Genomic DNA, 25530 nt, shown 5'->3' with positions numbered 1-25530 from the left:
CCTCAGAGAAACCTCAACTGGTTGCAGAATCCGGTGAATTCCTGGGGCGGGTGGTCCGGGCACTCCGCCTTACAGCCGGTTTACGCGCGTAACGGGCAGGATGGAAGCGCACAGCCAGTGCTCACACACCTGCCCTGATCACGCTTGACGGGCACAGAGGAAGGACAGCGACGTGCGCGTACTCGTCGTCGAGGACGAGCAGCTGCTCGCCGATGCGGTGGCCACCGGACTGCGCCGGGAGGCCATGGCCGTCGACGTCGTGTACGACGGCGCTGCCGCTCTGGAGCGTATCGGGGTCAACGACTACGACGTGGTCGTGCTGGACCGTGATCTTCCGCTGGTTCACGGCGACGATGTCTGCCGCAAGATCGTCGAGCTGGGCATGCCCACCCGGGTGCTGATGCTGACCGCCTCCGGAGACGTCAGCGACCGCGTCGAGGGCCTCGAGCTCGGCGCGGACGACTACCTCCCCAAGCCCTTCGCCTTCAGCGAGCTCACCGCCCGGGTGCGGGCGCTCGGCCGCCGTACGACCGTGCCGCTGCCGCCCGTCCTGGAGCGCGCCGGCATCAAGCTCGACCCCAACCGCCGTGAGGTCTTCCGCGACGGCAAGGAGATCCAGCTCGCGCCCAAGGAGTTCGCGGTGCTGGAGGTGCTGATGCGCAGCGAGGGCGCGGTCGTGTCGGCCGAGCAGCTCCTCGAGAAGGCCTGGGACGAGAACACCGACCCGTTCACCAATGTTGTCCGTGTGACGGTGATGACCCTGCGCCGCAAACTCGGCGAGCCGCCAGTGATCGTCACCGTGCCCGGCTCCGGCTACCGGATCTGACCCCATGGCCACTGCCCCGGCGCCACCGCAGGCGCCTCCGAAGCCGACGTGGGATCCGCGCGATCCCGTACGCCCCTGGCTGCGTCCGACGATCCGGATACGGCTGACCCTGCTGTACGGCGGCATGTTCCTGATCGCGGGCATCCTGCTGCTCTCGATCATCTATCTGCTCGCCGCGCAGGCCATCCACCAGGGCAGTGAGCTGGCGCTGAGGGTCACAGGTGTGAACGTGACTCTCGACAGCCCCACCTGCCCGGAGCTCAACGGCGTGATCAACAACGATCAGCTCAACACGGCGCTCAAGACCTGCATGTCCGTGCAGCGCCAGCACGCCCTGGACGACCTGCTGCGCCGCTCTCTCTTCGCACTGCTCGGCCTCAGCATCATCGCCTTCGCCTTCGGTTACGCGATGGCGGGGCGTGTCCTCTCGCCGCTCGGCAAGATCACCCGCACCGCCCGTCAGGTGGCCGGCTCCGACCTCTCGCGGCGGATCGAGCTGGACGGCCCCGACGACGAGCTCAAGGAGCTCGCGGACACCTTCGACGAGATGCTGGACCGGCTGGAGCGGGCCTTCACCGCGCAGCAGCGGTTCGTGGCGAACGCCTCGCACGAGCTCCGTACGCCCCTCGCGATCAACCGCACGCTGCTGGAGGTCCACCTCTCCGACCCCGGGGTGCCCGCGGAGCTCCAGCAGCTCGGCAAGACGCTCCTGACCACCAACGAGCGCAGCGAGCAGCTGGTCGAGGGCCTGCTGCTGCTCGCGCGCAGCGACAACCAGATCGTCGAGCGCAAACCGGTGGACCTGGCCGAGGTCGCCACGCGTGCCGTGGACCAGACGCGGGCCGAGGCCGAGGCGAACGGCGTGGAGATCCGCGGGGAGCGTGCGCCCGCCGTCGTACAGGGCAATGGCGTCCTGCTGGAGCGGATCGCCCTGAATCTGGTGCAGAACGGCGTGCGCTACAACATCCCGGAAGGCGGGTGGGTGGATGTCACCACCGAGGTCCGGCAGGGCCAGGCGGTCCTGGTGGTCTCGAACACGGGACCGGTGGTTCCCGCGTACGAGATCGACAATCTCTTCGAGCCCTTCCGGCGCCTGCGGCAGGAGCGGACCGGCAGCGACAAGGGTGTCGGCCTGGGGCTTTCGATCGCCCGCTCGGTAGCCCGCGCCCACGGAGGCCGTATCATCGCGGAGCCTCGTGAGGGCGGTGGCCTCGTGATGCGTGTCACCCTCCCGGTCTGAGATGCTGAGCGACGCGAATCGTTTTTCTCGCTTCGTTCGCTTTACGCGGAATTTTCGGGACCCGTGCCCGAGAGGCCCGTGTGGGGTCGATCACACAGGCGAATTTCAGGCCACCTACTCTCCGTGATCAAGACTCCTGCCGGAAAGCCGGGAAAAGTCCGGGTTTCCGGGGGGTGGGATCACGGGAAGTACACGGGGTGGCGCCCGTGAAGTGCGACATTCGGACCGTGTACGGTCCCGATCGCCACCCAACCCCAGCACTCTTGAGGGGTCCGGTTGGGTGTCGATTGAGTAACAGACCTTGATGTGAGGCAAAATCTCCGCCTCAGGTCGGGCACAAGTCCGGCCTCTCACGCGTTACGTGCGCTGAGACACCGCAGACACCCAGAGGGGGAGAGGCACACATGGCAACGGACTACGACACCCCACGCAAGACCGATGACGACGTCGACTCGGACAGCCTTGAGGAACTGAAGGCCCGCCGGAACGACAAGACGACCTCGGCCGTCGACGTCGACGAGTTCGAGCAGGCTGAAGGCCTGGAGCTGCCCGGAGCGGACCTCTCCAACGAGGAACTGTCCGTCCGCGTGCTGCCCCGGCAGGCCGACGAGTTCACCTGCATGAGCTGCTTCCTCGTGCACCACCGCAGCCAGCTGGCGCGCGAGAAGAACGGTCAGCCGATCTGCCGCGACTGCGACTGAGGTCCGGCCGGCCGTGGCAGGCGAAACACCGTCCAGGAAGCGGCGCTTCCGGCGTCAGAAGCCGCCGGAGGGGCACCAGGGCGGTACGGGCCCGGCAGAAGGCGCCACGGCGTCTGCCGAGCACTCGGCCGCTCTGCTGCCCGACGGTGCAGGAGACGACGAGGGGCGGGGCCTGATGGCCTCGCTCGAACCACCCGGTGCCGCGGATCAGGCGGGGCCCCCGACCAGGGCCCCACGCCTGGCCACGGTCAGGAACGGCTTCCGAAGGAGCGGCGAGAGCGCCAAAGCGGCGCTCGCGTACGTCGCCGACCGGCTCATCGAGAACGCACCACGCATTCCGGTGCGCGATCTCGGGACGCTGCGCAAGCAGTTCCCCGGCCTCGCTCCCGAGCAGCTTGCCGACAAGCTGGTCGCGGGCGCGGCGAACGCCACCTCCACGGTGGGTGCGGGCATCGGCGCGGCCGCGATGCTGCCCGTACCGCCCGCAATGCCGGCCGAGCTGGCAACCGAGATCGTCGGCGTCGCCGCGATCGAGCTCAAACTCATCGCCGAGCTCCACGAGGTCTACGGCATACGGCCGCCCGGCACCCTCATGGAGCGCAGCACCGCGTATCTGACCTCCTGGTCGGAGGAGCGCGGGATCCAGGTGACCAAACCGGCGACGATCAACGCCGCACTCGGCGGTCAGCTCAGGCGTGAGCTGCGGCAGCAGATCATGAAGCGCACGGTCCGCAATCTGCCGAACCTCATGCCGTTCATGGTCGGCGCGGCCGTCGGCGCAGTGATGAACCGCCGGGACACCAGAAAGCTGGCGAACCGGATCCGCAAGGACTTGAGAAGCCGGCAGATCCCATGGGACGCGCTGCCCGCGCTGCCGCCGCTGGAACAGCCCGAGAACCCCCTTGAGACGGTGTACATCCCGAGAGAGCTCGGGCGCTGACAGGGGGCCCCTAGTCAGACCGGGTGAACGGCCGCGAGAGCGGCAGCCAGCGCCTTCGGGTCCCGGGTCGACAGATACAGGTACGGCGTCGGGTCGTCCGGGTCCGTGACCTCCACCCGCAGGGCGGTCGGCACATAGCTGCGCAGCAGCATGAACGCCCGCGTGTCGGCCTTGTACGAGCGCCAGGCGCGCGCTTCCTCCGCGTCCAGCGCCTCGGCTTCGCCGAGCGCCGACAGCGGGATCAGCGCGTCGCCCGCGACCAGTGAGCCGGCCACCACACGGATACGGACCGAGCCGTACGAACTCACCACGACCGTTGCGACCGCGGTGGCGGCGATCAGACCTCCGAGCAGCGCCAGAGGGCCGAGCGGCAGCATGATGAGCCCGCCCGCGACACCCACGAGCGCGGTGATGAGCCACCACGAACGGGGCGCGGTGAGACGTTCTTCGTAGTGCGGGGCGGAAGGCTGCATGAAACCAAGCTTGGCACGGCGCGACCTGCGGGTACCCGCGCGGGTAAGGTCTGCGCCTGTGAGTACTGCGAAATCCCGGGGGGCGGCCCCCGGACCCTCGGCCCGCGCCGCGGCTCTGACCCCGCCGGCCGATGCCATACCGCCGGTACGGCACCCCGACGCCCCGGCCCCAGGTGAGCTCCTCGGCTCGCACTACGAGCACTGCTTCGGCTGCGGCGAGGGCCAGTCCCACGGGCTGCACCTCGCGGCACGGGCCGGCGAAGGTGTACGTATCACCGCCGAGTTCACCGTCAAGCCCGCCCACCAGGGCGCACCCGGCCTGGCGCACGGCGGCGTCCTCGCCACGGCGCTGGACGAGACCCTCGGCTCGCTGAACTGGCTGCTGCGGGTGATCGCGGTGACCGGCCGGCTCGAGACCGATTTCGTACGGCCCGTGCCCGTGGACACCGTGCTGCATCTGCAGGCCGAGGTGACCGCGGTCGCCGGCCGCAAGATCTACTCCACCGCCGTGGGCCGGATCGGCGGCCCCGACGGGCCCGTCGCCGTCCGTGCCGACGCACTCTTCGTCGAGGTCAAGGTCGACCACTTCATCGACAACGGCCGCCCGGAGGAGATCCAGGCAGCCATGGCCGACCCCGACCGGATCAGGCGCACCCGCGCCTTTGAGGTGAACCCCTGATGCGTAACCCTGTCGATGTCCTGATCCGCCGAGTCGACCCGGAAGTGCCGCTGCCGACGTATGCGCACGCCGGCGACGCCGGAGCCGATCTGGTCACCTGTGAGGCCGCCGAACTCGCACCGGGCGAGCGGACGGTGTTGCCCACCGGAGTGTCCATCGCCCTCCCCGACGGGTACGCCGCCTTCGTGCACCCCCGCTCCGGTCTCGCAGCCCGCTGCGGAGTAGCCCTTGTGAATGCCCCGGGGACGGTGGATGCCGGGTACCGTGGGGAGATCAAGGTGATCGTGGTCAATCTCGACCCGCGCGAGAGTGTGCGGTTCGATCGGTTCGACCGGATTGCCCAACTGGTCGTCCAGCAGGTCGAGAAGGTGCGCTTCCACGAGGTGGCGGAGCTTCCCGGCTCGGCGCGGGCCGAGGGGGGCTTCGGGTCCACCGGCGGTCATGCCGCTGTGGACGGCTCAACGGGTGGGAATCGATACGCTTCGGTCGTATCCGACCGGGAAGGACAGTGACGTGTTCGGACGTCGCAAGAAGAGTGGTTCCGCCGAGGACACGGCGGACGCAGCGGGCGAGGCCGAGCAGGTCGTCGACGAGCGCGACACGGAGTACGCCGACGAGGAAGGCGCGCCCCGCCGGGTGAACCTTCCGCCGGCGCCCCGGCCCGACGGCCCCTGGGACGTCTCCGAGGTGTCCAAGCCCGGCGAGGGCCGGGTCGACCTGGGCGGTCTTTTCGTGCCCGGGGTCGACGGCATGGAGCTGCGCGTCGAGGTCGCAGGTGACGCGATTGTCGCCGCCACCGTCGTACTGCGCGACAGCGCCGTACAGCTGCAGGCCTTCGCAGCGCCCAAGAAGGAAGGCATCTGGGGCGAGGTCCGCGAGGAGATCGCCTCCGGCATCACCCAGCAGGGCGGCATCATCGACGAGGTCGAGGGCCCGCTGGGCTGGGAGCTGCGGGCCCAGGTGCCCGTACAGCTGCCGGACGGCACCGGCGGCGTGCAGCTGGTGCGCTTCATCGGCGTCGACGGGCCGCGATGGTTCCTGCGCGGAGTGATCTCCGGGCAGGGCGCGGTGCAGCCGGAGGCCGCCGGGCTGCTGGAGCAGATCTTCCGGGACACCGTGGTCGTACGTGGCGAAGGACCGATGGCGCCGCGCGACCCGATCGTCCTCAAGCTGCCGGAAGACGCCCAGATGGTGCCCGAGGGTGTCCAGCAGGAGGAGCAGGAAGGCTCACGCTTCTCCGGAGGCATGGGGCAGTTGCAGCGCGGACCTGAGATCACCGAGGTGCGCTGACACGGCGACCTGAAATCGACTCGGCCGGTGGGCCGTATTCCCTCGACGGGAGTACGGCCCACCGGCCTTTTTTGCAGGTCAGCGCCGGGCGGGCGCCGATTCCGTATGAGAGTCGTCAAGGAGGCGCCGCCGGCCGTATGGGAGCCGTCAACGGTGGCCGAAAAGGCGTCGTGAGGAGGTTTCCTCGAGAGGTCCGAAAATCCGTACCTCATCCAGGAGCACACGATGGCCGACGTGGCCTTCGTCGTCACCACGCTCGCGGTTTTCGCGTTGGTGGCTCTCATCGCCAGGGGGGTGGCGAAGCTGTGACTGCCGAGAACATCGTTGGCCTGGTTGTGGCCGTCGCCCTGCTGGGTTACCTCGTCCTCGCCCTTGTGTACCCGGAGAGGTTCTGAGCCTCGATATGAGCCCCTTCCTTGCCGGTGTGCTCCAGCTGCTCGCGCTGATCGCCGCGCTTGCGCTGTCCTACCGTCCGCTCGGCGATTACATGGCCCGGGTCTACTCCTCGACGAAGCATCTGCGGGTGGAGAAGTGGATCTACAAGGCCATTGGCGCCAACCCCTCGGCCGAGATGCGCTGGCCCGCTTATCTGCGCGGTGTGCTCGCCTTCTCCGCGGTCAGTGTCCTGTTCCTCTATCTGCTGCAGCGGCTGCAGGGCTCCCTGCCCGGCTCGCTGGGCTTTTCCTCGATCGGCCCGGACCAGGCGTTCAACACCGCCGCGTCGTTCGTGTCGAACACCAACTGGCAGTCGTACTACGGCGAGCAGGCCATGGGCCATGTCGTGCAGACCGGCGGTCTGGCGGTGCAGAACTTCGTCTCCGCCGCGGTGGGTATCGCCGTCGCGGTGGCTCTGGTGCGGGGCTTTGCCCGCTCCCGGACCGGTGAGCTGGGCAACTTCTGGGCGGACCTGGTGCGCGGCACCGTCCGGATCCTGATCCCGATCTCGGTGATCGGCGCGATCGTGCTGGTCGCGTGCGGCGCGATCCAGAACTTCGCGGGCATTCACGAGGTCGGCCAGTTCATGGGCGGCTCGCAGCAGTGGAACGGCGGCGCGGTGGCCTCGCAGGAGGCGATCAAGGAGGTGGGTACGAACGGTGGCGGTTACTTCAACGCCAACTCGGCCCACCCCTTCGAGAACCCGAACCCGCTGTCGAACCTTTTCGAGATCTTCCTGATCCTGCTGATCCCGTTCGCGCTGACCCGCACCTTCGGCAGGATGGTCGGCTCGCTGAAGCAGGGTTACGCGATCCTGGCGACGATGGTGACGATCTGGCTCGGGTTCACGGCGCTGATGATGTGGACCGAGTTCCATCACGGCGGCCCGGCGTTCGACATCGCCGGTGGTGCGATGGAGGGCAAGGAGACCCGGTTCGGAGTCGGCGGCTCGTCGATCTTCGCGGTGGCCACCACGCTCACCTCGACCGGTGCGGTCAACTCCTTCCATTCCTCCTTCACCGGTTTCGGTGGCGGTATCACGATGCTGGGTATGCAGCTGGGCGAGATCGCGCCCGGTGGTACCGGCTCGGGTCTCTACGGCATGCTGATCATGGCGATCATCGCGGTGTTCATCGCGGGTCTGATGGTGGGCCGTACGCCCGAGTACCTGGGCAAGAAGATCGGCACCCGTGAGATCAAGCTGGCGGCCTGCTACATCCTCATCACGCCGGCGCTGGTGCTCTGCTTCACCGCCGCAGCGATGGCCCTGCCCACCCCGGTGCACTCGATGACCAACAGTGGTGCGCACGGCTTCTCCGAGACCCTTTATGCGTACACCTCGGCCGGCAACAACAACGGCTCGGCCTTCGCGGGCCTGAACGCGGACACGCAGTGGTTCAACACCACCCTCGGTCTGGCGATGCTGCTCGGCCGTTTCCTGCCGATGGTGTTCGTGCTGGCGCTGGCGGGTTCGCTCGCCGAGCAGAAGCCCGTCCCGGAGACGGCCGGCACGCTGCGGACCAGCAAGCCGCTCTTCACCGGCCTGCTGGTCGGCACGATCCTGATCATCACCGGTCTGACCTACTTCCCGGCCCTGGCGCTGGGTCCGCTCGCCGAAGGGCTGGCGTCATGACCCCCGACGTAAAGAAGCAAGACGACTCCATGCCCGTTACAACTCCCACGCGCGCACCGCACAGCGATGTGCCGACCGGTCACAAGCACGACGCCACCCGCGTCGGCGGGGGGTTGTTCGACCCCAGGCAGCTGATCAAGTCCCTCCCGGATGCCGTCAGGAAGCTCGACCCGCGGGTGATGATCAAGTCCCCGGTGATGTTCGTGGTCCTGGTCGGTTCCGTGCTGACGACGATCTTCGCGATCAAGGACCCGACCGACTGGTTCGGCTGGGCGATCGCGGCCTGGCTGTGGCTGACCACGATCTTCGCCAATCTGGCGGAGGCGGTCGCCGAGGGCCGCGGCAAGGCGCAGGCCGACACCCTGCGCAAGGCCAAGACCGACACGATCGCCCGCCGCCTGTCCAGGGACGGCAAGAGCGAGGAGCGGGTGCCCGGCACCGAGCTGCGCATCGGTGACCTGGTGGTCTGCGAGGCCGGCGACATCCTCCCCGGCGACGGTGACGTCGTCGAGGGTGTGGCGTCGGTCGACGAGTCGGCCATCACCGGTGAATCGGCCCCGGTCATCCGGGAGTCGGGCGGCGACCGATCAGCGGTCACCGGTGGCACAAAGGTGCTCTCCGACCGGATCGTCGTCAAGATCACGACGAAGCCGGGCGAGACGTTCATCGACCGGATGATCGCCCTGGTCGAGGGTGCTGCCCGGCAGAAGACGCCCAATGAGATCGCGCTCAACATTCTGCTCGCGTCCCTCACGATCGTCTTCCTGCTCGCGGTCGTCACGCTGCAGCCGTTCGCGAAGTACGCGGGCGCCGAGCAGACCATGATCGTGCTGACCGCCCTGCTGGTCTGCCTCATCCCGACCACCATCGGCGCACTGCTCTCCGCGATCGGCATCGCCGGTATGGACCGGCTGGTGCAGCGCAACGTACTGGCGATGTCGGGGCGTGCGGTCGAGGCCGCCGGTGATGTTTCCACGCTGCTGCTCGACAAGACCGGCACGATCACGCTCGGCAACCGGCAGGCCGCCGAGTTCGTCCCGGTCAGCGGTGCCACCGCGGCGCAGGTCGCCGACGCCGCCCAGCTGTCCTCGCTGGCCGACGAGACCCCGGAGGGCCGCTCCATCGTCGTCCTGGCGAAGGAGAAGTACGGTCTGCGCGAGCGCCAGCAGGGCGAGCTGATCGATGCCGAGTGGGTGCCCTTCACGGCCCAGACCCGGATGTCCGGCGTCGACCTCGTCGAGAACGGCACGGGCCGCAAGGTCCGCAAGGGCGCGACGGCTTCCGTGATCTCCTGGGTCACCGAGCACGGTGGCCGGGTCGTCGAGGACGCGGACACGACCGCCAACAAGATCTCGCAGGCGGGCGGCACTCCGCTGCTGGTCGCGGTCGAGGACGCCGACGGTGCCCGCGTGCTGGGTGTCATCCACCTCAAGGACGTCGTCAAGGAGGGCATGCGGGAGCGGTTCGACGAGCTGCGCCGTATGGGCATCAAGACCGTGATGATCACGGGTGACAACCCGCTGACCGCGAAGGCGATCGCGGATGAGGCCGGCGTCGACGACTTCCTCGCGGAGGCCACCCCCGAGGACAAGATGGCGCTGATCAAGCGGGAGCAGGCCGGTGGCAAGCTCGTCGCGATGACCGGTGACGGCACCAACGACGCCCCGGCTCTCGCGCAGGCGGATGTCGGTGTGGCCATGAACACCGGTACCTCGGCCGCCAAGGAGGCCGGGAACATGGTGGACCTGGACTCCAACCCGACCAAGCTGATCGAGATCGTCGAGATCGGCAAGCAGCTGCTCATCACCCGGGGCGCGCTGACGACCTTCTCGATCGCCAACGACGTCGCGAAGTACTTCGCGATCATCCCGGCGATGTTCGCGGTGGTCCACCCGGGCCTGGACAAGCTCAACATCATGAACCTGTCCTCCCCGGAGTCGGCGATCCTGTCCGCCGTCATCTTCAACGCGCTGATCATCATCGCGCTGGTGCCGCTCGCCCTGAAGGGCGTGCAGTACAGGCCGACCAGCGCGGACAAGATGCTCCGCCGCAACCTGGGGATCTACGGCCTCGGCGGCCTGATCGCGCCCTTCATCGGCATCAAGCTCATCGACCTGCTCATCTCCCTCATCCCTGGCATCGGGTGACGACCATGAACAACTCTGCAGGAAACACCGCACGGCTGGCCTGGGCGGCGCTGCGCGCCCTCCTCGTCCTGACCCTGGTCTGCGGCGTCGTCTACCCGCTCGCCATCACCGGGGTGGCCCGCGCCCTCTTCAACGACAAGGCCAACGGCTCCGAGATCACGGCGGACGGCAAGGTCGTCGGCTCCGACCTCATCGGCCAGACCTACAACCTGCCGAAGGAGAACTCCAACGACCCGGAGGAGGCGGCGGCACCGGACCTGAGGTGGTTCCAGCCGCGCCCCTCCAACGGCCTGGGCAGCAACAGCGTCAACACCCAGTACCAGCTCATCCTCTCCGGCGCGACCAACCGCTCCGGCGACAACCCAGAGCTGATCAAGTGGGTCACCGACGCCAAGGCCGCCGTCGTCAAGGACAACTCCACCGCCACCTACAAGGTCAAGCGCTCGGATGTGCCGGCCGACGCCGTCACCTCCTCCGGCTCCGGTCTGGACCCGGCCATCTCCCCCGAGTACGCCACGCTCCAGATCCACCGCGTCGCCGAGAAGAACCACCTCGACGTCGCCCAGGCCGACAAACTCGTCAAGGACAACACCGACGGCCGCACCCTCGGCTTCATCGGCGAGCCGACCGTGAACGTCCTCCAGCTCAACATCGCACTCAAGGCACTCACCGAGAAGGGCTGATCCGCGGTCAACAGGCTAGGGATATACGCAGCTGAGGCCCGTCCCCGGCCCGATTTTTCCGAATCTCCGGCCGTAAGGTCGACGCAGCGTACACAGCTGTTCCTGAAAGACAATGAGGCCATGGGACGCGGCAAGCTACGGATATATCTCGGCGCGGCGCCGGGCGTCGGCAAGACATACGCGATGCTGTCCGAGGCGCACCGCCGGGTGGAGCGTGGCACCGACTGTGTCGTCGCCTTCGTGGAGCACCACGGACGTTCCCGCACCGAAGTGATGCTGCACGGCCTGGAGCAGACCCAGCGCCGCGAGATCGAGTACCGCGGCACCGTCTTCACCGAGATGGACGTCGACGCGGTCCTCGAACGACATCCCACCGTCGCCCTCGTGGACGAACTGGCCCACACCAATGTGCCCGGCTCCCGCAATGCCAAGCGCTGGCAGGACGTCGAGGAACTGCTCGCGGCCGGCATCGACGTCATCTCCACCGTCAACATCCAGCATCTCGAGTCCCTCGGCGACGTCGTCGAGTCGATCACCGCTGTTCGCCAGCGGGAGACCGTCCCCGACGAGGTGGTCCGCAGGGCCGACCAGATCGAGCTGGTCGACATGTCGCCACAGGCGCTGCGCCGCCGGATGGCTCACGGCAACATCTACACGTCGGACAAGGTCGACGCGGCCCTCTCCAACTACTTCCGCCCGGGAAACCTCACCGCACTGCGTGAACTCGCCCTGCTCTGGGTCGCCGACCGGGTCGACGAATACCTCCAGCAGTACCGCGGTGAGCACGACATACGCTCCACCTGGCAGGCCCGCGAGCGCATCGTCGTCGGCCTCACCGGCGGTCCCGAGGGCCGCACCCTCATCCGCCGCGCGTCCCGGATGGCCGCCAAGGGCTCCGGCAGCGAGATCCTCGCCGTCTACATCGCCCGCAGCGACGGACTGACCTCCGCCTCGCCCAAGGAGCTGGCCGTCCAGCGGACCCTCGTCGAGGATCTCGGCGGCACCTTCCACCACGTCATCGGCGACGACGTCCCGTCCTCGCTGCTGGAGTTCGCGCGCGGAGTCAACGCCACCCAGATCGTGCTCGGCTCCAGCCGCCGCAAGACCTGGCAGTACATCTTCGGCCCCGGCGTCGGCGCGACTGTCGCCCGCGACTCCGGCCCCGACCTCGACGTACACATCGTCACTCACGGCGAGGCCGGCAAGGGTCGCGGACTGCCCGTGGCCCGCGGCGCACGCCTCGGCCGCTCCCGGATCATCGCCGGCTGGCTGGTCGGCGTCGTCGGTCCTGTCCTGCTCTCGCTGGTACTGGCCGGCCTCGACGACAGTCTGGGACTCGCCAACGACGTCCTGGTCTTCCTCTTCCTGACCGTGGTGTCGGCGCTGCTCGGCGGACTGCTGCCGGCGCTGACCTCGGCCGCCGTCGGCTCGCTGCTGCTGAACTACTACTTCACCCCGCCCACCCACACCCTGACGATCAGCGACCCGAAGAACATCGTCGCCATTGTGATCTTCTTCGCGGTGGCCGTGGCGGTCGCGTCCGTCGTGGATCTGGCTGCCCGCCGCACCCACCAGGCCGCCAGGCTGCGAGCCGAGTCGGAGATCCTCTCCTTCCTGGCAGGCAGTGTGCTGCGCGGGGAGACCACGCTGGACGCCCTGCTGGAGCGGGTCCGCGAGACCTTCGCCATGGAGTCCGTGGCACTGCTGGAGCGGGAGAGCGACGTCGCCCCCTGGACCTGCGCGGGCAGCGTCGGCCCCAGTTCCGTCGTACGTCCCGAGGACGCGGACGTGGACATGCCGGTCGGCGCCCATATGGCACTGGCCCTCTCCGGCCGCGTACTGCCCGCCGAGGACCGCCGGGTGCTGGCGGCCTTCGCGGCCCAGGCCGCGGTCGTACTGGACCGGCAGCGGCTGGTGGGGCAGGCGGAGGAGGCCCGTCGGCTGGCCGAGGGCAACCGCATCCGTACGGCGCTTCTCGCCGCCGTAAGCCACGATCTGCGGACCCCGCTGGCCGCCATCAAGGCCGCTGTCTCCTCGCTCAGGTCCGACGACGTCGCCTGGTCCGACGAGGACGAGGCGGAACTGCTCGAAGCCATCGAGGACGGCGCCGACCGGCTCGACCATCTGGTCGGCAACCTCCTCGACATGTCCCGGCTTCAGACCGGCACCGTCGCCCCGCTGATCCGGGTGACCGACCTCGACGAGGTCGTCCCGATGGCGCTCGTCGGAGTGCCCGTGGAGAGCGTCGAGCTGGACATTCCGGAGACGCTGCCGATGGTGGCCGTCGACCGGGGACTGCTGGAGCGGTCCGTCGCCAACATCGTCGAGAACGCCGTCAAGTACAGCCCCGACGCCACGCCCGTCACCGTTTCCGCGAGCACGCTGGGCGACCGAGTCGAGGTGCGGGTCGCGGACCGAGGCCCCGGCGTTCCCGATGACGCGAAGGACCGGATTTTCGAGCCGTTCCAGCGTTACGGTGACGCTCCACGCGGCGCCGGAGTCGGCCTCGGTCTCGCGGTCGCGCGCGGCTTCGTCGATGCCATGGGCGGCACGCTCATCGCCGAGGACACCCCCGGCGGTGGCATGACCATGGTCCTCACCCTCAGGGCGGCGCCCGGGATCGCTCCGGCCAGTTCCGACCTTCCTGCCCAGGTCACCTCATGACCGGGACGGGAGCGCAGCAACAGACGACAGCGCAGCAACAGACGACAGCGCAGAAAGAGACGGCAGCGCAGAAAGAGACGGCAGCGCAGCCACAACACCGCAGAAAGGCAGGCCGGCAAAAATGACCCGGGTGCTCGTGGTCGACGACGAGCCGCAGATCGTACGTGCCCTCGTGATCAATTTGAAGGCGCGCAAGTACGAGGTGGACGCGGCCCCCGACGGTGCGACCGCGCTCCAGATCGCCGCGGCCCGTCCCCCCGACGTCGTCGTCCTCGACCTCGGTCTGCCCGACATGGACGGCGTCGAGGTGATCAAGGGCCTGCGCGGCTGGACCCGCGTCCCGATCCTGGTGCTCTCCGCCCGCCACACCTCCGACGAGAAGGTCGAGGCGCTGGACGCCGGCGCCGACGACTACGTCACCAAGCCCTTCGGCATGGACGAGCTGCTGGCCCGGCTGCGCGCCGCAGTCCGTCGGGCCGAGCCGGTCGGGGGCGGTGACGACGATCTCGTGATCGTCGAGACGGAGGGCTTCACCGTCGACCTCGCGGCGAAGAAGGTGCACCGGGACGGTCGCGATGTCCGGCTGACCCCGACCGAGTGGCATCTCCTGGAAGTCCTTGTACGCAACACGGGCCGACTGGTCAGCCAGAAGCAGCTGCTCCAGGAGGTCTGGGGCCCCTCGTACGGCACGGAGACCAACTATCTGCGGGTCTACATGGCCCAGCTGCGCCGCAAGCTCGAAGACGATCCCTCGCACCCCAAGCACTTCGTCACCGAACCGGGCATGGGATACCGCTTCGAGCGTTGATCCGGCACACAGGCCGTGGCCGGTAGGCTTTCTGTATGAGTGCCGTACCCCGTTCCGAGAAGGCCGAGAGGCCGGCGAAGCCCGCCGGCCGGTTCCGCCGCATGCTCGACCGGCTGTCCACCTCCCAGGAGGACCTCGAGTCGGAGGAGCTGCAGGAGGACGCGCAGGCATCGGGGTGTACCCGCATCGCCGAATGCAACGACCGCCAGATAGTCCGGGTGACTGGTACCTTGCGCACGGTCACCCTGCGTCCGCGGGCCGGAGTGCCCGCGCTGGAGGCGGAACTCTTCGACGGCACGGCCCCGCTGGACGTCGTCTGGCTCGGCCGCCGTTCCATAGTGGGCATAGAGCCGGGCCGCAAGCTCATCGCCTCGGGCCGGATCTCCATGAACCACGGCCGCCGGGTGCTGTTCAACCCCAAATACGAACTCCGACCGCTCGGACAGGAGTAGCCGGTGACGTCTTTCGACAAGCCGACCACCACCACGACGAACGACCAGCAGGACAGCGACGCGAAAGCCGTCACGGAGGCCGCACTGTTCGAGGCCTTCGGCGGCGTACGCGGCATGGTGGAGACGGTCCTCCCCGGGCTGCTCTTCGTCACGATCTTCACGGTCAACAAGGATCTCCACATCTCGGCCATCGCGGCCCTGGCGGTGTCCCTGCTGCTCGTCGCGGTCCGGCTGATCCGCAGGGACACCCTCAAGCATGCCTTCAGCGGGGTCTTCGGAGTGGCCTTCGGTGTCGTCTTCGCGATGATGACCGGCAATGCGAAGGACTTCTATCTGCCGGGCATGATCTACACGCTCGGCCTGGCGGTGGCGTACATCGCGACCACGATCGCGGGCGTCCCGCTGATCGGCCTGATCCTCGGCCCCGTCTTCAAGGAGAACCTCTCCTGGCGGACCCGTAACCCCGGCCGCAAGAAGGCGTACGCCAAGGCCAGCTGGGCCTGGGGCCTGATCCTGCTCGCCAAGTGCGCGATCCTCTTCCCGCTCTACTGGTGGGCCGACACCGCTCAGCTCGGCTGGGTTCTGGTGGCGCTGAAGATCCCGCCGTTCCTGCTCGCGGTGTACCTGACCTGGGTCTTCCTGGCCAAGGCGCCGCCGCCGATCGACGTTTTCGCCGAGATGGAGGCGGAGGAGCGCGCCGGGAAAGAGCGCCGGGACACCGCGGAGCAGTTCGGCGAGGCGATGAAGCCCCTGGTCGACGATGCGGCGCAGCGCCTCGCGGACGGCGCCGATTCCCGGCGCATCACCGACGGTCCGGCCAAGCACCGCAAGCCCTAGCTCTTCTCGCGGTTTTCTCGCTCATAAGCCGATGGGGCGCCCGGAATCATCCGGGCGCCCCATCCGCGTACTGCCTGCGAGACTCAGCTCGAAGCGTCCTCCCGGCGTACCGAGAGGAGGTCCTCCAGCTGCTCCTCGCGCGCCTGCGCGGCCACGAACAGCAGCTCGTCGCCGGCCTCCAGAGTCTCCTCGGAGCCCGGCGTCAGCACCCGCGAGCCGCGGATGATCGTGACCAGCGAGGTGTCCTCGGGCCAGGCCACATCGCTGACCTGGGTGCCGGCCAGGGCCGACTCCGGGGGCAGCGTGAGCTCGACCAGGTTGGCGTCGCCGTGGCTGAAGCGCAGCAGCCGTACGAGGTCGCCGACGCTCACCGCCTCCTCGACCAGAGCCGACATCAGACGCGGCGTGGAGACCGCGACGTCGACACCCCAGGACTCGTTGAACAGCCACTCGTTCTTGGGGTTGTTGACCCGGGCGACCACCCGCGGCACCCCGTACTCGGTCTTCGCCAGCAGCGAGACGACCAGATTGACCTTGTCGTCACCGGTCGCCGCGATCACAACGTTGCAGCGCTGCAGCGCCGCCTCGTCGAGCGAGGTGATCTCGCAGGCGTCGGCCAGCAGCCACTCCGCCTGCGGCACCCGCTCCACCGAGATGGCGGTCGGCGCCTTGTCGATCAGAAGGACCTCGTGACCGTTCTCCAGCAGCTCGCCCGCGATGGAACGGCCCACCGCGCCGGCGCCCGCAATAGCGACCCGCATCAGTGACCGCCCTCCTCAGGGCCCTCGGCGAAGGCCGCCTCGACCTTCTCGACCTCGTCCGTACGCATCATCACGTGGACGAGATCGCCTTCCTGCAGCACCGTCTGCGACGTCGGCAGAATCGCCTCGCCCAGCCGGGTGAGGAAGGCGACGCGCACGCCGGTCTCCTCCTGCAGCGTGCTGACCTTGTGGCCTATCCAGGAGGCCGAGGTGTGCACCTCGGCGAGCTGCACACCGCCGCTGGGGTCGCGCCACAGCGGCTCCGCGCCGGACGGCAGCAGACGCCGCAGCATCTGGTCGGCGGTCCAGCGGACCGTGGCGACAGTCGGAATGCCCAGGCGCTGGTACACCTCGGCGCGCCGCGGGTCGTAGATACGGGCCGCGACGTTCTCGATGCCGAACATCTCGCGCGCCACCCGCGCGGCGATGATGTTGGAGTTGTCGCCGCTGCTGACAGCGGCGAAGGCGCCGGCGTCCTCGATCCCCGCTTCGCGCAGGGTGTCCTGGTCGAAACCGACTCCGGTGACGCGGCGGCCGCCGAACCCGGAGCCCAAGCGGCGGAAGGCCGTGGGGTCCTGGTCGACGACGGCGACCGTGTGCCCCTGCTGCTCCAGGGTCTGCGCGAGAGCGGCTCCCACTCGCCCGCATCCCATGATGACGATGTGCACGACCGTCCTTCCGGCTGTCAATGGTTTTTTGCTCAGGTTTAACAGGGTCAGGGTCTCAGACCGCGGCCCAAGCTACACACGCGCGGTCCGCCCAGGGACTCCCTGCGCGGGGGAGCGGGAGATTCCGCAGCGGTAGGGGGGTGGTGGGTGGGCGGTGTTCATACGGAACGCTTACGATCCTCTGCGTGCCCAAACTGACCGACGTGCCCAAACGGATCCTGATCGGGCGGGCGCTGCGAAGCGACCGACTGGGAGAAACGCTCCTCCCCAAGCGCATCGCGCTTCCCGTCTTCGCCTCCGACCCGCTGTCCTCGGTGGCGTATGCACCAGGCGAAGTCCTCCTGGTGCTCTCCATCGCGGGCGTGTCGGCCTACCGCTTCAGCCCCTGGATCGCGCTCGCCGTCGTGGTGCTGATGTTCACCGTCGTCGCCTCCTACCGTCAGAACGTGCATGCCTACCCGAGCGGCGGCGGCGACTACGAGGTCGCCACCACGAACCTCGGGCCCAAGGCCGGCCTCACCGTCGCCAGCGCACTGCTGGTGGACTACGTCCTCACGGTCGCGGTCTCGATCGCCTCCGGAGTGGAGAACCTCGGCTCCGCGATCCCCTTCGTCGTCGAGCACAAGGTTCTCTGCGCCATCGGGACAATCATCCTGCTGACGCTGATGAACCTGCGCGGCGTGAAGGAGTCGGGCAAGCTCTTCGCCATCCCGACGTACGTCTTCGTCGCCGGCGTCTTCATCATGATCGCCTGGGGCGCCTTCAAGGGCCTGGTGCTCGACGAGACCATGCAGGCCCCCACCGCCGGTTTCGAGATCAAGGCCGAGCACCAGGGACTGGCCGGCTTCGCCCTCGTCTTCCTGCTGCTGCGGGCCTTCTCCTCCGGCTGTGCCGCGCTCACCGGCGTCGAGGCGATCAGCAACGGCGTGCCCGCCTTCCGCAAGCCGAAGAGCAAGAACGCCGCGACCACGCTGGCCCTGATGGGCGGTCTCGCCGTCACCATGTTCTGCGGCATCATCGCCCTGGCCATGGCCAGCGATGTGAAGATGGCCGAGCAGCCCGCGCAGGACCTGCTGAACAACGGCAGCCCGGTCGGCGAAAGCTATGTCCAGAACCCGGTGATCTCGCAGGTCGCCGCCGCCGTCTTCGGTGACGGAACGTTCTTCTTCGTGGTGCTCGCCGCAGCGACCGCGCTGGTCCTGTTCCTGGCCGCCAACACCGCGTACAACGGCTTCCCGCTGCTCGGCTCGATCCTCGCCCAGGACCGCTATCTGCCGCGCCAGCTGCACACCCGCGGCGACCGGCTCGCTTTCTCCAACGGCATCGTGCTGCTGTCGGGCGCTGCCGTACTCCTGATCTGGCTGTACGGCGCCGACTCGACCAAGCTCATCCAGCTCTACATCGTCGGCGTCTTCGTCTCCTTCACGCTCAGCCAGACCGGCATGGTGCGGCACTGGAACCGCCATCTGAAGACCGAGAAGGACCCGGCCAAGCGCCGCCATATGATCCGCTCCCGCGCGATCAACACCTTCGGCGCCTTCTTCACGGGCCTGGTGCTGGTCGTCGTGCTCGCCACCAAGTTCACGCACGGCGCCTGGGTGGCGCTGCTGGGCATGGTGATCTTCTACGGGACGATGACCGCGATCCGTAAGCACTACGACCGGGTGTCGGAGGAGATCGCCGCGGCGGAGGAGCGTCCCGACGACTATGTGCGCCCGTCGCGCGTGCACTCCATCGTCCTGGTCTCCAAGATCCACAAGCCGACCCTGCGCGCCCTCGCGTACGCCAAGCTGATGCGCTCCGACAAGCTCGAAGCGCTCAGCATCAGCGTCGACGCGGCCGAGACCAAGGCGCTCAAGGACGAGTGGGAGCGGCGCGGCATCAATGTGCCGCTGAAGATCCTCGACTCTCCGTACCGAGAGATCACCCGGCCTGTCATCGAGTACGTCAAGGGGCTGCGGCGCGAGAGTCCGCGGGACGTGGTCAGCGTCATCATTCCCGAGTACGTGGTGGGGCACTGGTACGAGCATCTGCTGCACAACCAGAGCGCGCTGCGCCTCAAGGGCCGGCTGCTGTTCACGCCCGGAGTGATGGTGACCTCGGTGCCGTACCAGCTGGAGTCCTCGGAGGCCGCGAAGCAGCGGGCGAGGAAGCGCCAGGAGTGGAACGCGCCCGGTTCGGTACGGCGCGGGCCCGTGGACCAGCGGCCCAAGGAGCCCACCGGCAAGAGCTGAGGTTCGAGTCCGCGGGTCTTCGAGTTTTCGAGTTTTCGAGTCCTCGCGCACGAGCTGAGACTTCCGCTCGAACGTTCATGGCAGGCGGCCGGTCGACACCCACGTACAGTGGTGGGTTGTTGTCCGGCCGTTTTCCTTTGATCCTCTGGAGTCACCCCGCCATGCAGAACGCACCTGAGTCTTCGCTGGTCGGGCAGGAATACGAGGTCGAGGTCGGGCCCGTCGCACACGGCGGCCACTGCATCGCCCGCACCGAGGAGGGGCGGGTGCTGTTCGTACGGCACACGCTGCCCGGTGAGAAGGTCGTCGCCCGTATCACCGAGGGCGAGGAGGACTCCCGCTTCCTGCGCGCCGACGCCGTGCGGATCATCGAGGCGTCGAAGGACCGCATCGAGGCGCCCTGCCCGTACTCCGGCCCCGGGAACTGCGGCGGCTGCGACTGGCAGCACGCCAAGCCCGGCGCCCAGCGGCGGCTCAAGGGCGAGGTGATCGCCGAGCAGCTGCAGCGGCTCGCGGGCCTCACCCCTGAGGAGGCCGGCTGGGACGGCACGGTCATGCCCGCGGAGGGCGACAAGCTGCCGAAGGGCGAGGTGCCGGCCTGGCGCACGCGCGTGCAGTACGCGATCGACACGGAGGGCCGCGCGGGGCTGCGCAAGCACCGCTCGCACGATGTCCAGCCGATCGATCACTGCATGATCGCCGCCCCGGGGGTCACCGAACTCGGCATCGAGAAGCAGGACTGGTCCCAGATGGCCACGGTCGAGGCGATCGCGGCGACTGGATCCAGCGACCGCCAGGTCATCCTCACCCCGCGGCCCGGCGGTCGACTGCCGCTGGTCGAACTGGACAAGCCGGTCTCGGTGCTGCGCGTCGACGAGCGCGACGGCGGAGTGCACCGGGTGCACGGCCGCGCCTTCGTCCGGGAGCGCGCCGACGAGCGTACGTACCGCGTCGGCAACGGCGGCTTCTGGCAGGTGCATCCCCAGGCCGCCGACACCCTGGTGAAGGCCGTGATGCAGGGCCTGCTGCCGCGCAAGGGCGACATGGCACTCGATCTGTACTGCGGGGTCGGCCTGTTCGCGGGTGCCATCGCCGACCGGGTGGGCGAGAAGGGCGCGGTGCTCGGCATCGAGTCGGGCAAGCGCGCCGTCGAGGACGCGCGCCACAACCTGCAGGGCTTCGAGCGCGTACGCATCGAACACGGCAAGGTCGAACAGGTGCTGCCGCGCACGCAGATCACCGAGGTGGACCTGATCGTGCTCGACCCGCCGCGCGCGGGAGCGGGCAAGCAGACGGTGAAGCAGCTGGCGGCCCTGGGCGCGCGCCGTATCGCGTATGTGGCGTGCGACCCGGCGGCGCTCGCGCGCGACCTGGCGTACTTCCGCGACAACGGCTACAAGCCGCGCACCCTGCGGGCGTTCGACCTGTTCCCGATGACGCATCACGTGGAGTGCGTCGCGATCCTTGAGCCTGCCACAAAGGGTTCCTGACCTGCGGTTTTAGGTAGTGTGCATGATGTGCGCCGTGGCCGTTACGGGCGATGTCGTGACGCACGGTGACGCACATTTGGAGCGTTACCTGATGAGGCGTCAGGTGAGGTTTCTTGCAGGTGGCGATGGGCGGGCTGCCGTACCCTGAGGCTCCGCTTTGTCATTGTTGACTGAGGTTCGCACGCCGCGTCGGCGGTGGGCTTCAGTACGAGCGCGGTTCGTGCGGGGGCATTTCAAGGTCCTCGTCGATGCCGAGTCGAACGCGGTCCGGCAACGTGGGCGTGATGTCAGGAAGCGAGCAGGTCGGCGAGTTCCGATCGTGAGCTGATGCCCAGCTTGGGAAATGCGCGGTATAGGTGGTGTCCGACGGTGCGCGGGCTCAGGAACAGTTGCGTGGCGATTTCGCGGTTGGTGGCCCCGGTGGCTGCGAGCCGGACGACTTCGCGTTCCTGCGCGCTCAGGCGGCTCATGGGTGAGTCGGGGGCCTCGGCCGGGTCGTGGGTCTCGCCGGCTGCCTGCAGTTCTGTGCGTGCCCGGTGGGCCCATGGCTGTGTGCCCAGTTCGTCGAAGAGCTCCATCGCGGTGCGCAGGTGGTCGCGGGCGTCGAGCTTGCGTCGCGAGCGGCGTAGCCACTCGCCGTAGAGCAGTTCGGTGCGGGCCCGGTCGAAGTCGCTGCCGTCGTCGTGAAGGTTCAAGGCGGCCAGATAATGCTGCTCGGCCTGTGTGTCCGGGCTGGTAAGGGCCGCGCAGCGGTGGGCTTGCGCCGCGAAGTGGGTCTGCTGGAGGTCGGCCGCCCATGTCGTGAGCTGTTGCGCGGGCTCCTGCGCACGCTCCGGGTGGCCGGCGCGAACGGCGGCCTCGATCAGATCTGGCAACAGGGGGCGCGCCAGGAGGGGGTGACCCGCCGCCTGCCGGGCCGCGGTCAAGTGTTCCAGCGCGGCCTGGGCTCGCCCGAGGCCGAGGTCGAGGAGCCCCAGCGCCCACAGCGCCTCCGCCGTGGCCCGTCCGACATCACGGGGACGGGCGTAGTCCAGTGCCTGGTCGGCCAGTTCCTGTGCCATCGCCTCCTCCCCTCGCACGGCGGCAAGGAGCGCCAACAGGGCGCGCAGGTGGGCGGCTCGGTGGTCCAGGCCGTAGCCGTCTGCCAGCCCCAGTGCTTCGGTGGCGTGTGCGTGCGCGTCGTCGTGTCGGCCGAGCGCCAGTTCCACTTGGGCGCGCAGATGCAGCGTGGTGGGCAGCCATCCGCCGATGCCCTGCTCGCGGCAGTGGGTGACCGCGGCGACGGCCAGCTCGTGTGCGGCCGCGTGGTCGGCGACCAGGTGACAGTAGATCCCGGTCATCAACCGGTCCATGAGCCCGCTGCCGGCGAGCCGACCGGCGCGTACTAGATCGTCCAGTGTCCGACATGCGCCGGGGATGTTGCCGGCAAGCAGTTGGGCGGGTACGGCCAGCACGGGAAGGAGGGGCGTACGGACGCTGATCTCGGCTATGAGGGCTGGGTCGCCGGCGGCGAAAGCCGCGTGGATCGCGTCGGTCAGCAACGGGGCGATCTTGTCGGGGCGGTCGGCGGCGACCGTGTCCGCGCAGTCGGCCAGGATGCGGGCGGCTTGACCGGGGCTGCCGTAGCCCAGTTCGACCACGGAGCGAACGCGGGCGAAGTCCGCTGCCATGCCCGGGTCCTGGAGTGGCAGCGGCACCTGTTCTGTGAGGTCGCGGCACCGTTCGTCCTGGCCGGCCTCGCTCGCCTTTTGCGCGGCGTTGATCAGCCGGCGGGCGCGTTGCTGTGTATCGGCGGTGAGGTGGGCGGCTCGCTCGTACGCGGCGGAGGCGGACGCCATCGCCTGCCTGCTGCCCGCCCACACGGCGACCCGCTCCAACTCCGCGGCGACCTGCTCATCCGGTCCGGTCGTGGCGGCGGCCAGGTGCCAGGCGCGTCGGTGCGCGTGCTGCGTGCCGTCCAGCACTGCCACCAATGCTTGGTGCAGCGCCAGCCGCCGGGCGAGCGGGGTCTGTTGGTAGGCGGTGAACCGGATGAGGGGGTGCCGAAATCGCAGCCTCTGTGCGGAGACGAAGATCAGTCCGGCGCGTTCGGCGGGCTCCAGATCCCGGATCTCTCCGCCGAGGCGGTCCGCGGCCGCCAGCACCGTGGGGAGGTCCCCCGTGTCGTCGGCGGCGGCTACCGCGAGTATGCGCTGGGTGGCCTCGGGGAGGCGGCGGAGCTGCTGTGCGAACGCGTCCCGCAGCTGGCTCGGCGGCGTCAGCTGCGCATCGGGCAGCGCCAGTGGTCCCAGTTGTCCGGCCCGCTGTGCCGGGGTCAGGGCGGCGGCCAGTTCTTGCAGCGCCAGTGGGTTGCCTTGTGCCTGGTCGATGATCCGCTCGGCGACCGGGGGCGCAAGGCCGGGCAGCAGCGCCACGGCCGACCGCCGGTCGATGCCGGTGACGTGTACTCGGGGCAGTGCCCTTGATCCGCTCTCCGGGGAGATGTCGCGGGTGGTGAAGAGCATGGCGATGCCTTCTGCCCGTAGCCGCCGGGCGGTGAAGGTCAGTGCGTCCGCGGACGGTTGGTCGATCCATTGCAGGTCATCGACAAGGCACAGCAGGGGACTCTCCGCGGCGGCCTCGGAGAGCAGTGAGAGCGTGGCGAGCCCGATGGTGAGACGATCACGCACGGCCTCGTCGCTCAAGCCGAAGACGGCCCGTAGGGCCCCGGCCTGCGGTGCGGGAAGCCGGTCGATGAGGTCCAGCAGCGGCAGGAAGAGCTGATGGAGCCCGCCGAAGGCGAGCTCCATCTCCGACTCGATGCCCTCGACCCGCAGCACGCCCATGCCTTCCGCGCAGGCGACCGCGTGCTCGAGGAGGGTGGTCTTGCCGATGCCGGCCTCACCGTGCAGGAGTTGGGCGCTGCTCTTCCCGCGGTGGGCGTCGGCGAGCATCCGTTCGATATGTCGCCGCTCTTGTTCACGTCCCTGCACCGCACGCTCTCCCCGGTCCGCGGCCCGGCCGCGACCGAGCACATGATCACCACTGTATGTGCGGGGAGAGGTCCCCGGCGATGGCGATCGCGGCAATGCATGCAAGGACGCTGGTGATGTCGGCGACGGACAACCAGGCAGGGGCCGCCGGCCCTCGGACGCGAACGAAGGGATCGGCCTCCGTGTGTGCGCCCTCGGGGGTGCCTCTCTGTTCTCGTGTGTCGGCGGCGCGGCTCAGGCGGTTTCGAGGAGCGGCCAGATCTCGACCGTCTCGGGGGTGGCGAGCGCCTTGGCGAGTTCTACGGCTTCCGCACGGTCGGCCACGTCGATGACGAACCAGCCGCCAAGGGTCTCCTCACCGGCGTGCGCGGGCCCCTCGGCCACGGTGGAGGCTCTGTCGGCCGCCTTGCGCACGGTTACCGCGGTGGGGGGATCGGTTTCGAGGGCATCGCCGCTGATCAGTTTGCCTGCCGCCGCGATCTGACCGATCCAGGTTTCGTATGCCTTTCGGTGGGCGGCCGGATCAGACTTGATCCCGCTGCGTGATTCGTGGGTCTCGAATATCACGAGCGCGTACTTCATGGGTGTCTCCCTTTGTGTGTGCTGCGTCGTCCGGACTTGCTGTTACGCGGAAGGTGCCGAGGGGCCCAGTTGGGCCGCCGGAGTCCGGGTCGCGGTGATGCGGGCGAGTGCGCCGATCTCCAGTGCTGTCCACAGGGCTCCGTCCGGGCCCAGGGTGATGCCGTGCGGTTCCGAGCCGGCGGTCGGCAGGTCGTGCACGGTGATGATGCCGTCGGGGGTGATGGAGCCGACGCGGTTGCCCGCCCACTCGGTGAACCACAACGCGCCACCGCTGCCGGGGGTGATGGCATGTGGCCGGGAGGTGCGGTGGGGCAGCGGGAACTCGGTGATCGCGCCATCGGCGGTGATCCGCCCGATCTGCCCGGCGCCGATCTCGACGAACCAAAGCGCCCCGTCGTGCCCGGCTGCGATGCCCACCGGAGCAGCGGACTCGGTCGGCAGATCGTGGAGGGTGATGGCTCCATCCATGCCGATCCGCCCGATCGCGTTGGCTTGGTTCAGGGTGAACCACATCCCGTCGTCGGCCCCGGCGGTGATCGCAGAAGGGAAGGCCCCCGTGGCCGGCAGCGCGAACTCGGTCACCTGACCGTCGGTGGTGATCCGGCCGATCCGGTCGGCGGTGATCTCGGTGAACCACAGCGCCCCATCCGGCCCGGCGGCGATCCCGAACGGCCCGCATTCAGCCGTGGGCAGCGCGAACTCCGCCACCTTGCCGTCAAGCGTGATCCGACCGATGCGGTGTGCCCGGTGCTCGGTGAACGACAAGGCGCCGTCCGGCCCGACAGCGATCATCATCGGCCCGCACTCCGGATCGAGTTGATGGCTCGTTGGCTCTCCGCCGGGCACAAGCCGTCCGATCCTTCCGCTGTGGACCAGGGTGAACCACAGCGCCCCGTCCGGGCCATTGGTGAGCGCGTAGGGGCCGCTGTCGCGATCGGTTACGGCGAACTCCTCGATGAACACTGGCATCAACTTTTCACTTCTCTCCATACGATGTGCGCTCTCCCGCCCCCAT

The 25530-nt window shown here is 68.7% G+C and carries 23 protein-coding genes; 17 read left to right on the top strand and 6 right to left on the bottom strand.

Annotated elements, in window-relative coordinates; all coding sequences use genetic code 11:
- Positions 1-172 precede the first annotated feature (172 nt).
- The 4 genes from AB0D12_RS28615 to AB0D12_RS28600 all read left to right on the top strand — a co-directional run bounded on the left by AB0D12_RS28615 (position 173) and on the right by AB0D12_RS28600 (position 3707).
- Complete coding sequence (locus tag AB0D12_RS28615) at positions 173-826, top strand: response regulator transcription factor (RefSeq protein WP_142213241.1); 654 nt, start codon at positions 173-175, stop codon at positions 824-826.
- A 4-nt stretch (positions 827-830) separates the two neighbouring features.
- Positions 831-2066: an ATP-binding protein gene (locus tag AB0D12_RS28610; protein WP_362688778.1), complete on the top strand. Its 1236-nt coding sequence runs from the start codon at positions 831-833 to the stop codon at positions 2064-2066.
- Between the two features lie 404 nt (positions 2067-2470).
- Positions 2471-2767 carry a DUF4193 domain-containing protein gene (locus AB0D12_RS28605; protein ID WP_108153055.1) on the top strand — a complete coding sequence of 99 codons (297 nt, stop codon included), beginning with the start codon at positions 2471-2473 and terminating at the stop codon, positions 2765-2767.
- 13 nt (positions 2768-2780) lie between these two features.
- On the top strand, positions 2781-3707 hold the full coding sequence (locus AB0D12_RS28600; protein WP_362688776.1) for a hypothetical protein: 927 nt from the start codon (positions 2781-2783) through the stop codon (positions 3705-3707).
- 14 nt (positions 3708-3721) lie between these two features.
- Here AB0D12_RS28600 and AB0D12_RS28595 read toward each other — a convergent pair whose 3' ends face one another.
- The gene (locus AB0D12_RS28595; RefSeq protein WP_362688774.1) at positions 3722-4180 is read right to left on the bottom strand and encodes a DUF3093 domain-containing protein; all 459 of its coding nucleotides are present in this window, start codon (positions 4178-4180) and stop codon (positions 3722-3724) included.
- Between the two features lie 58 nt (positions 4181-4238).
- Between AB0D12_RS28595 and AB0D12_RS28590 the strand changes: the two genes are divergently transcribed.
- The 11 genes from AB0D12_RS28590 to AB0D12_RS28540 all read left to right on the top strand — a co-directional run bounded on the left by AB0D12_RS28590 (position 4239) and on the right by AB0D12_RS28540 (position 15808).
- Positions 4239-4859, top strand: a complete 621-nt coding sequence (locus tag AB0D12_RS28590) for a PaaI family thioesterase (RefSeq protein ID WP_362688772.1) — start codon at positions 4239-4241, stop codon at positions 4857-4859.
- Positions 4859-5371: a dUTP diphosphatase gene (dut, locus tag AB0D12_RS28585; protein ID WP_362688769.1), complete on the top strand. Its 513-nt coding sequence runs from the start codon at positions 4859-4861 to the stop codon at positions 5369-5371. The genes AB0D12_RS28590 and dut overlap by 1 nt, the downstream gene beginning before the upstream one ends.
- Before the next feature lies 1 nt (position 5372).
- Entirely contained in the window at positions 5373-6149 is a 777-nt protein-coding gene (locus AB0D12_RS28580; RefSeq protein ID WP_327326532.1) for a DUF3710 domain-containing protein, read from the top strand.
- Between the two features lie 305 nt (positions 6150-6454).
- A complete protein-coding gene (kdpF, locus tag AB0D12_RS28575) occupies positions 6455-6544 on the top strand; it encodes a K(+)-transporting ATPase subunit F (RefSeq protein WP_175264873.1) in 90 nt (29 codons plus the stop codon).
- 8 nt (positions 6545-6552) lie between these two features.
- Positions 6553-8217 carry a potassium-transporting ATPase subunit KdpA gene (gene kdpA / locus AB0D12_RS28570; RefSeq protein WP_362688765.1) on the top strand — a complete coding sequence of 555 codons (1665 nt, stop codon included), beginning with the start codon at positions 6553-6555 and terminating at the stop codon, positions 8215-8217.
- Positions 8214-10364, top strand: a complete 2151-nt coding sequence (gene kdpB, locus AB0D12_RS28565; RefSeq protein WP_362688762.1) for a potassium-transporting ATPase subunit KdpB — start codon at positions 8214-8216, stop codon at positions 10362-10364. The genes kdpA and kdpB overlap by 4 nt, the downstream gene beginning before the upstream one ends.
- 5 nt (positions 10365-10369) lie before the next feature.
- The gene (locus AB0D12_RS28560) at positions 10370-11047 is read left to right on the top strand and encodes a potassium-transporting ATPase subunit C (RefSeq protein ID WP_362688755.1); all 678 of its coding nucleotides are present in this window, start codon (positions 10370-10372) and stop codon (positions 11045-11047) included.
- 120 nt (positions 11048-11167) lie between these two features.
- Positions 11168-13711 (top strand): sensor histidine kinase KdpD, encoded by a 2544-nt coding sequence (locus AB0D12_RS28555; RefSeq protein ID WP_362688753.1) that lies wholly within the window; start codon positions 11168-11170, stop codon positions 13709-13711.
- A gap of 121 nt (positions 13712-13832) precedes the next feature.
- Complete coding sequence (locus tag AB0D12_RS28550; protein WP_362688750.1) at positions 13833-14519, top strand: response regulator; 687 nt, start codon at positions 13833-13835, stop codon at positions 14517-14519.
- Positions 14520-14554: 35 nt separating this feature from the next.
- Positions 14555-14971, top strand: a complete 417-nt coding sequence (locus tag AB0D12_RS28545) for an OB-fold nucleic acid binding domain-containing protein (protein ID WP_327326539.1) — start codon at positions 14555-14557, stop codon at positions 14969-14971.
- A 3-nt stretch (positions 14972-14974) separates the two neighbouring features.
- Positions 14975-15808, top strand: coding sequence for a DUF3159 domain-containing protein (locus tag AB0D12_RS28540; protein ID WP_362688747.1), 834 nt, complete (start codon positions 14975-14977; stop codon positions 15806-15808).
- 83 nt (positions 15809-15891) lie between these two features.
- On the opposite strand, the gene AB0D12_RS28535 is transcribed toward AB0D12_RS28540, so the two are convergent.
- Positions 15892-16569, bottom strand: coding sequence for a TrkA family potassium uptake protein (locus tag AB0D12_RS28535; RefSeq protein WP_326653121.1), 678 nt, complete (start codon positions 16567-16569; stop codon positions 15892-15894).
- Entirely contained in the window at positions 16569-17237 is a 669-nt protein-coding gene (locus AB0D12_RS28530) for a TrkA family potassium uptake protein (RefSeq protein WP_327326541.1), read from the bottom strand. The genes AB0D12_RS28535 and AB0D12_RS28530 overlap by 1 nt, the downstream gene beginning before the upstream one ends.
- Positions 17238-17422: 185 nt before the next feature.
- Here AB0D12_RS28530 and AB0D12_RS28525 point away from each other — a divergent pair, with 185 nt between their 5' ends.
- Both AB0D12_RS28525 and AB0D12_RS28520 read left to right on the top strand, forming a co-directional pair.
- Positions 17423-19471 carry an APC family permease gene (locus tag AB0D12_RS28525; protein ID WP_362688743.1) on the top strand — a complete coding sequence of 683 codons (2049 nt, stop codon included), beginning with the start codon at positions 17423-17425 and terminating at the stop codon, positions 19469-19471.
- A 161-nt stretch (positions 19472-19632) separates the two neighbouring features.
- Positions 19633-20961 (top strand): class I SAM-dependent RNA methyltransferase, encoded by a 1329-nt coding sequence (locus tag AB0D12_RS28520; protein ID WP_362688740.1) that lies wholly within the window; start codon positions 19633-19635, stop codon positions 20959-20961.
- 287 nt (positions 20962-21248) lie between these two features.
- Here the strand turns inward: AB0D12_RS28520 and AB0D12_RS28515 are convergent, their stop codons facing one another.
- The 3 genes from AB0D12_RS28515 to AB0D12_RS28505 form a co-directional block, all read right to left on the bottom strand.
- Positions 21249-23933: an AAA family ATPase gene (locus AB0D12_RS28515; RefSeq protein ID WP_362688737.1), complete on the bottom strand. Its 2685-nt coding sequence runs from the start codon at positions 23931-23933 to the stop codon at positions 21249-21251.
- A 234-nt stretch (positions 23934-24167) separates the two neighbouring features.
- A complete protein-coding gene (locus AB0D12_RS28510; protein ID WP_362688734.1) occupies positions 24168-24515 on the bottom strand; it encodes a YciI family protein in 348 nt (115 codons plus the stop codon).
- 42 nt (positions 24516-24557) lie between these two features.
- Positions 24558-25484 (bottom strand): virginiamycin B lyase, encoded by a 927-nt coding sequence (locus AB0D12_RS28505; RefSeq protein WP_362688732.1) that lies wholly within the window; start codon positions 25482-25484, stop codon positions 24558-24560.
- Between the last annotated feature and the right edge of the window lie 46 nt (positions 25485-25530).

Source organism: Streptomyces sp. NPDC048479 (genome assembly GCF_040651435.1).
Lineage (GTDB): Bacteria > Actinomycetota > Actinomycetes > Streptomycetales > Streptomycetaceae > Streptomyces.
This window is presented reverse-complemented; position numbering and strand designations above follow the sequence as displayed.

What these genes read in the sequence shown, in the direction of transcription:
- AB0D12_RS28520 (WP_362688740.1), top strand. Translation starts at nt 19,633, where the DNA reads ATGCAGAACGCACCTGAGTCTTCGCTGGTCGGGCAGGAATACGAGGTC.
- kdpB (WP_362688762.1), top strand. Translation starts at nt 8,214, where the DNA reads ATGACCCCCGACGTAAAGAAGCAAGACGACTCCATGCCCGTTACAACT.
- AB0D12_RS28505 (WP_362688732.1), bottom strand. Translation starts at nt 25,484, where the DNA reads ATGCCAGTGTTCATCGAGGAGTTCGCCGTAACCGATCGCGACAGCGGC.
- AB0D12_RS28510 (WP_362688734.1), bottom strand. Translation starts at nt 24,515, where the DNA reads ATGAAGTACGCGCTCGTGATATTCGAGACCCACGAATCACGCAGCGGG.
- AB0D12_RS28610 (WP_362688778.1), top strand. Translation starts at nt 831, where the DNA reads ATGGCCACTGCCCCGGCGCCACCGCAGGCGCCTCCGAAGCCGACGTGG.
- AB0D12_RS28605 (WP_108153055.1), top strand. Translation starts at nt 2,471, where the DNA reads ATGGCAACGGACTACGACACCCCACGCAAGACCGATGACGACGTCGAC.
- AB0D12_RS28560 (WP_362688755.1), top strand. Translation starts at nt 10,370, where the DNA reads ATGAACAACTCTGCAGGAAACACCGCACGGCTGGCCTGGGCGGCGCTG.
- AB0D12_RS28555 (WP_362688753.1), top strand. Translation starts at nt 11,168, where the DNA reads ATGGGACGCGGCAAGCTACGGATATATCTCGGCGCGGCGCCGGGCGTC.
- AB0D12_RS28545 (WP_327326539.1), top strand. Translation starts at nt 14,555, where the DNA reads ATGAGTGCCGTACCCCGTTCCGAGAAGGCCGAGAGGCCGGCGAAGCCC.
- dut (WP_362688769.1), top strand. Translation starts at nt 4,859, where the DNA reads ATGCGTAACCCTGTCGATGTCCTGATCCGCCGAGTCGACCCGGAAGTG.
- AB0D12_RS28595 (WP_362688774.1), bottom strand. Translation starts at nt 4,180, where the DNA reads ATGCAGCCTTCCGCCCCGCACTACGAAGAACGTCTCACCGCGCCCCGT.
- AB0D12_RS28535 (WP_326653121.1), bottom strand. Translation starts at nt 16,569, where the DNA reads ATGCGGGTCGCTATTGCGGGCGCCGGCGCGGTGGGCCGTTCCATCGCG.
- kdpA (WP_362688765.1), top strand. Translation starts at nt 6,553, where the DNA reads ATGAGCCCCTTCCTTGCCGGTGTGCTCCAGCTGCTCGCGCTGATCGCC.
- AB0D12_RS28550 (WP_362688750.1), top strand. Translation starts at nt 13,833, where the DNA reads ATGACCCGGGTGCTCGTGGTCGACGACGAGCCGCAGATCGTACGTGCC.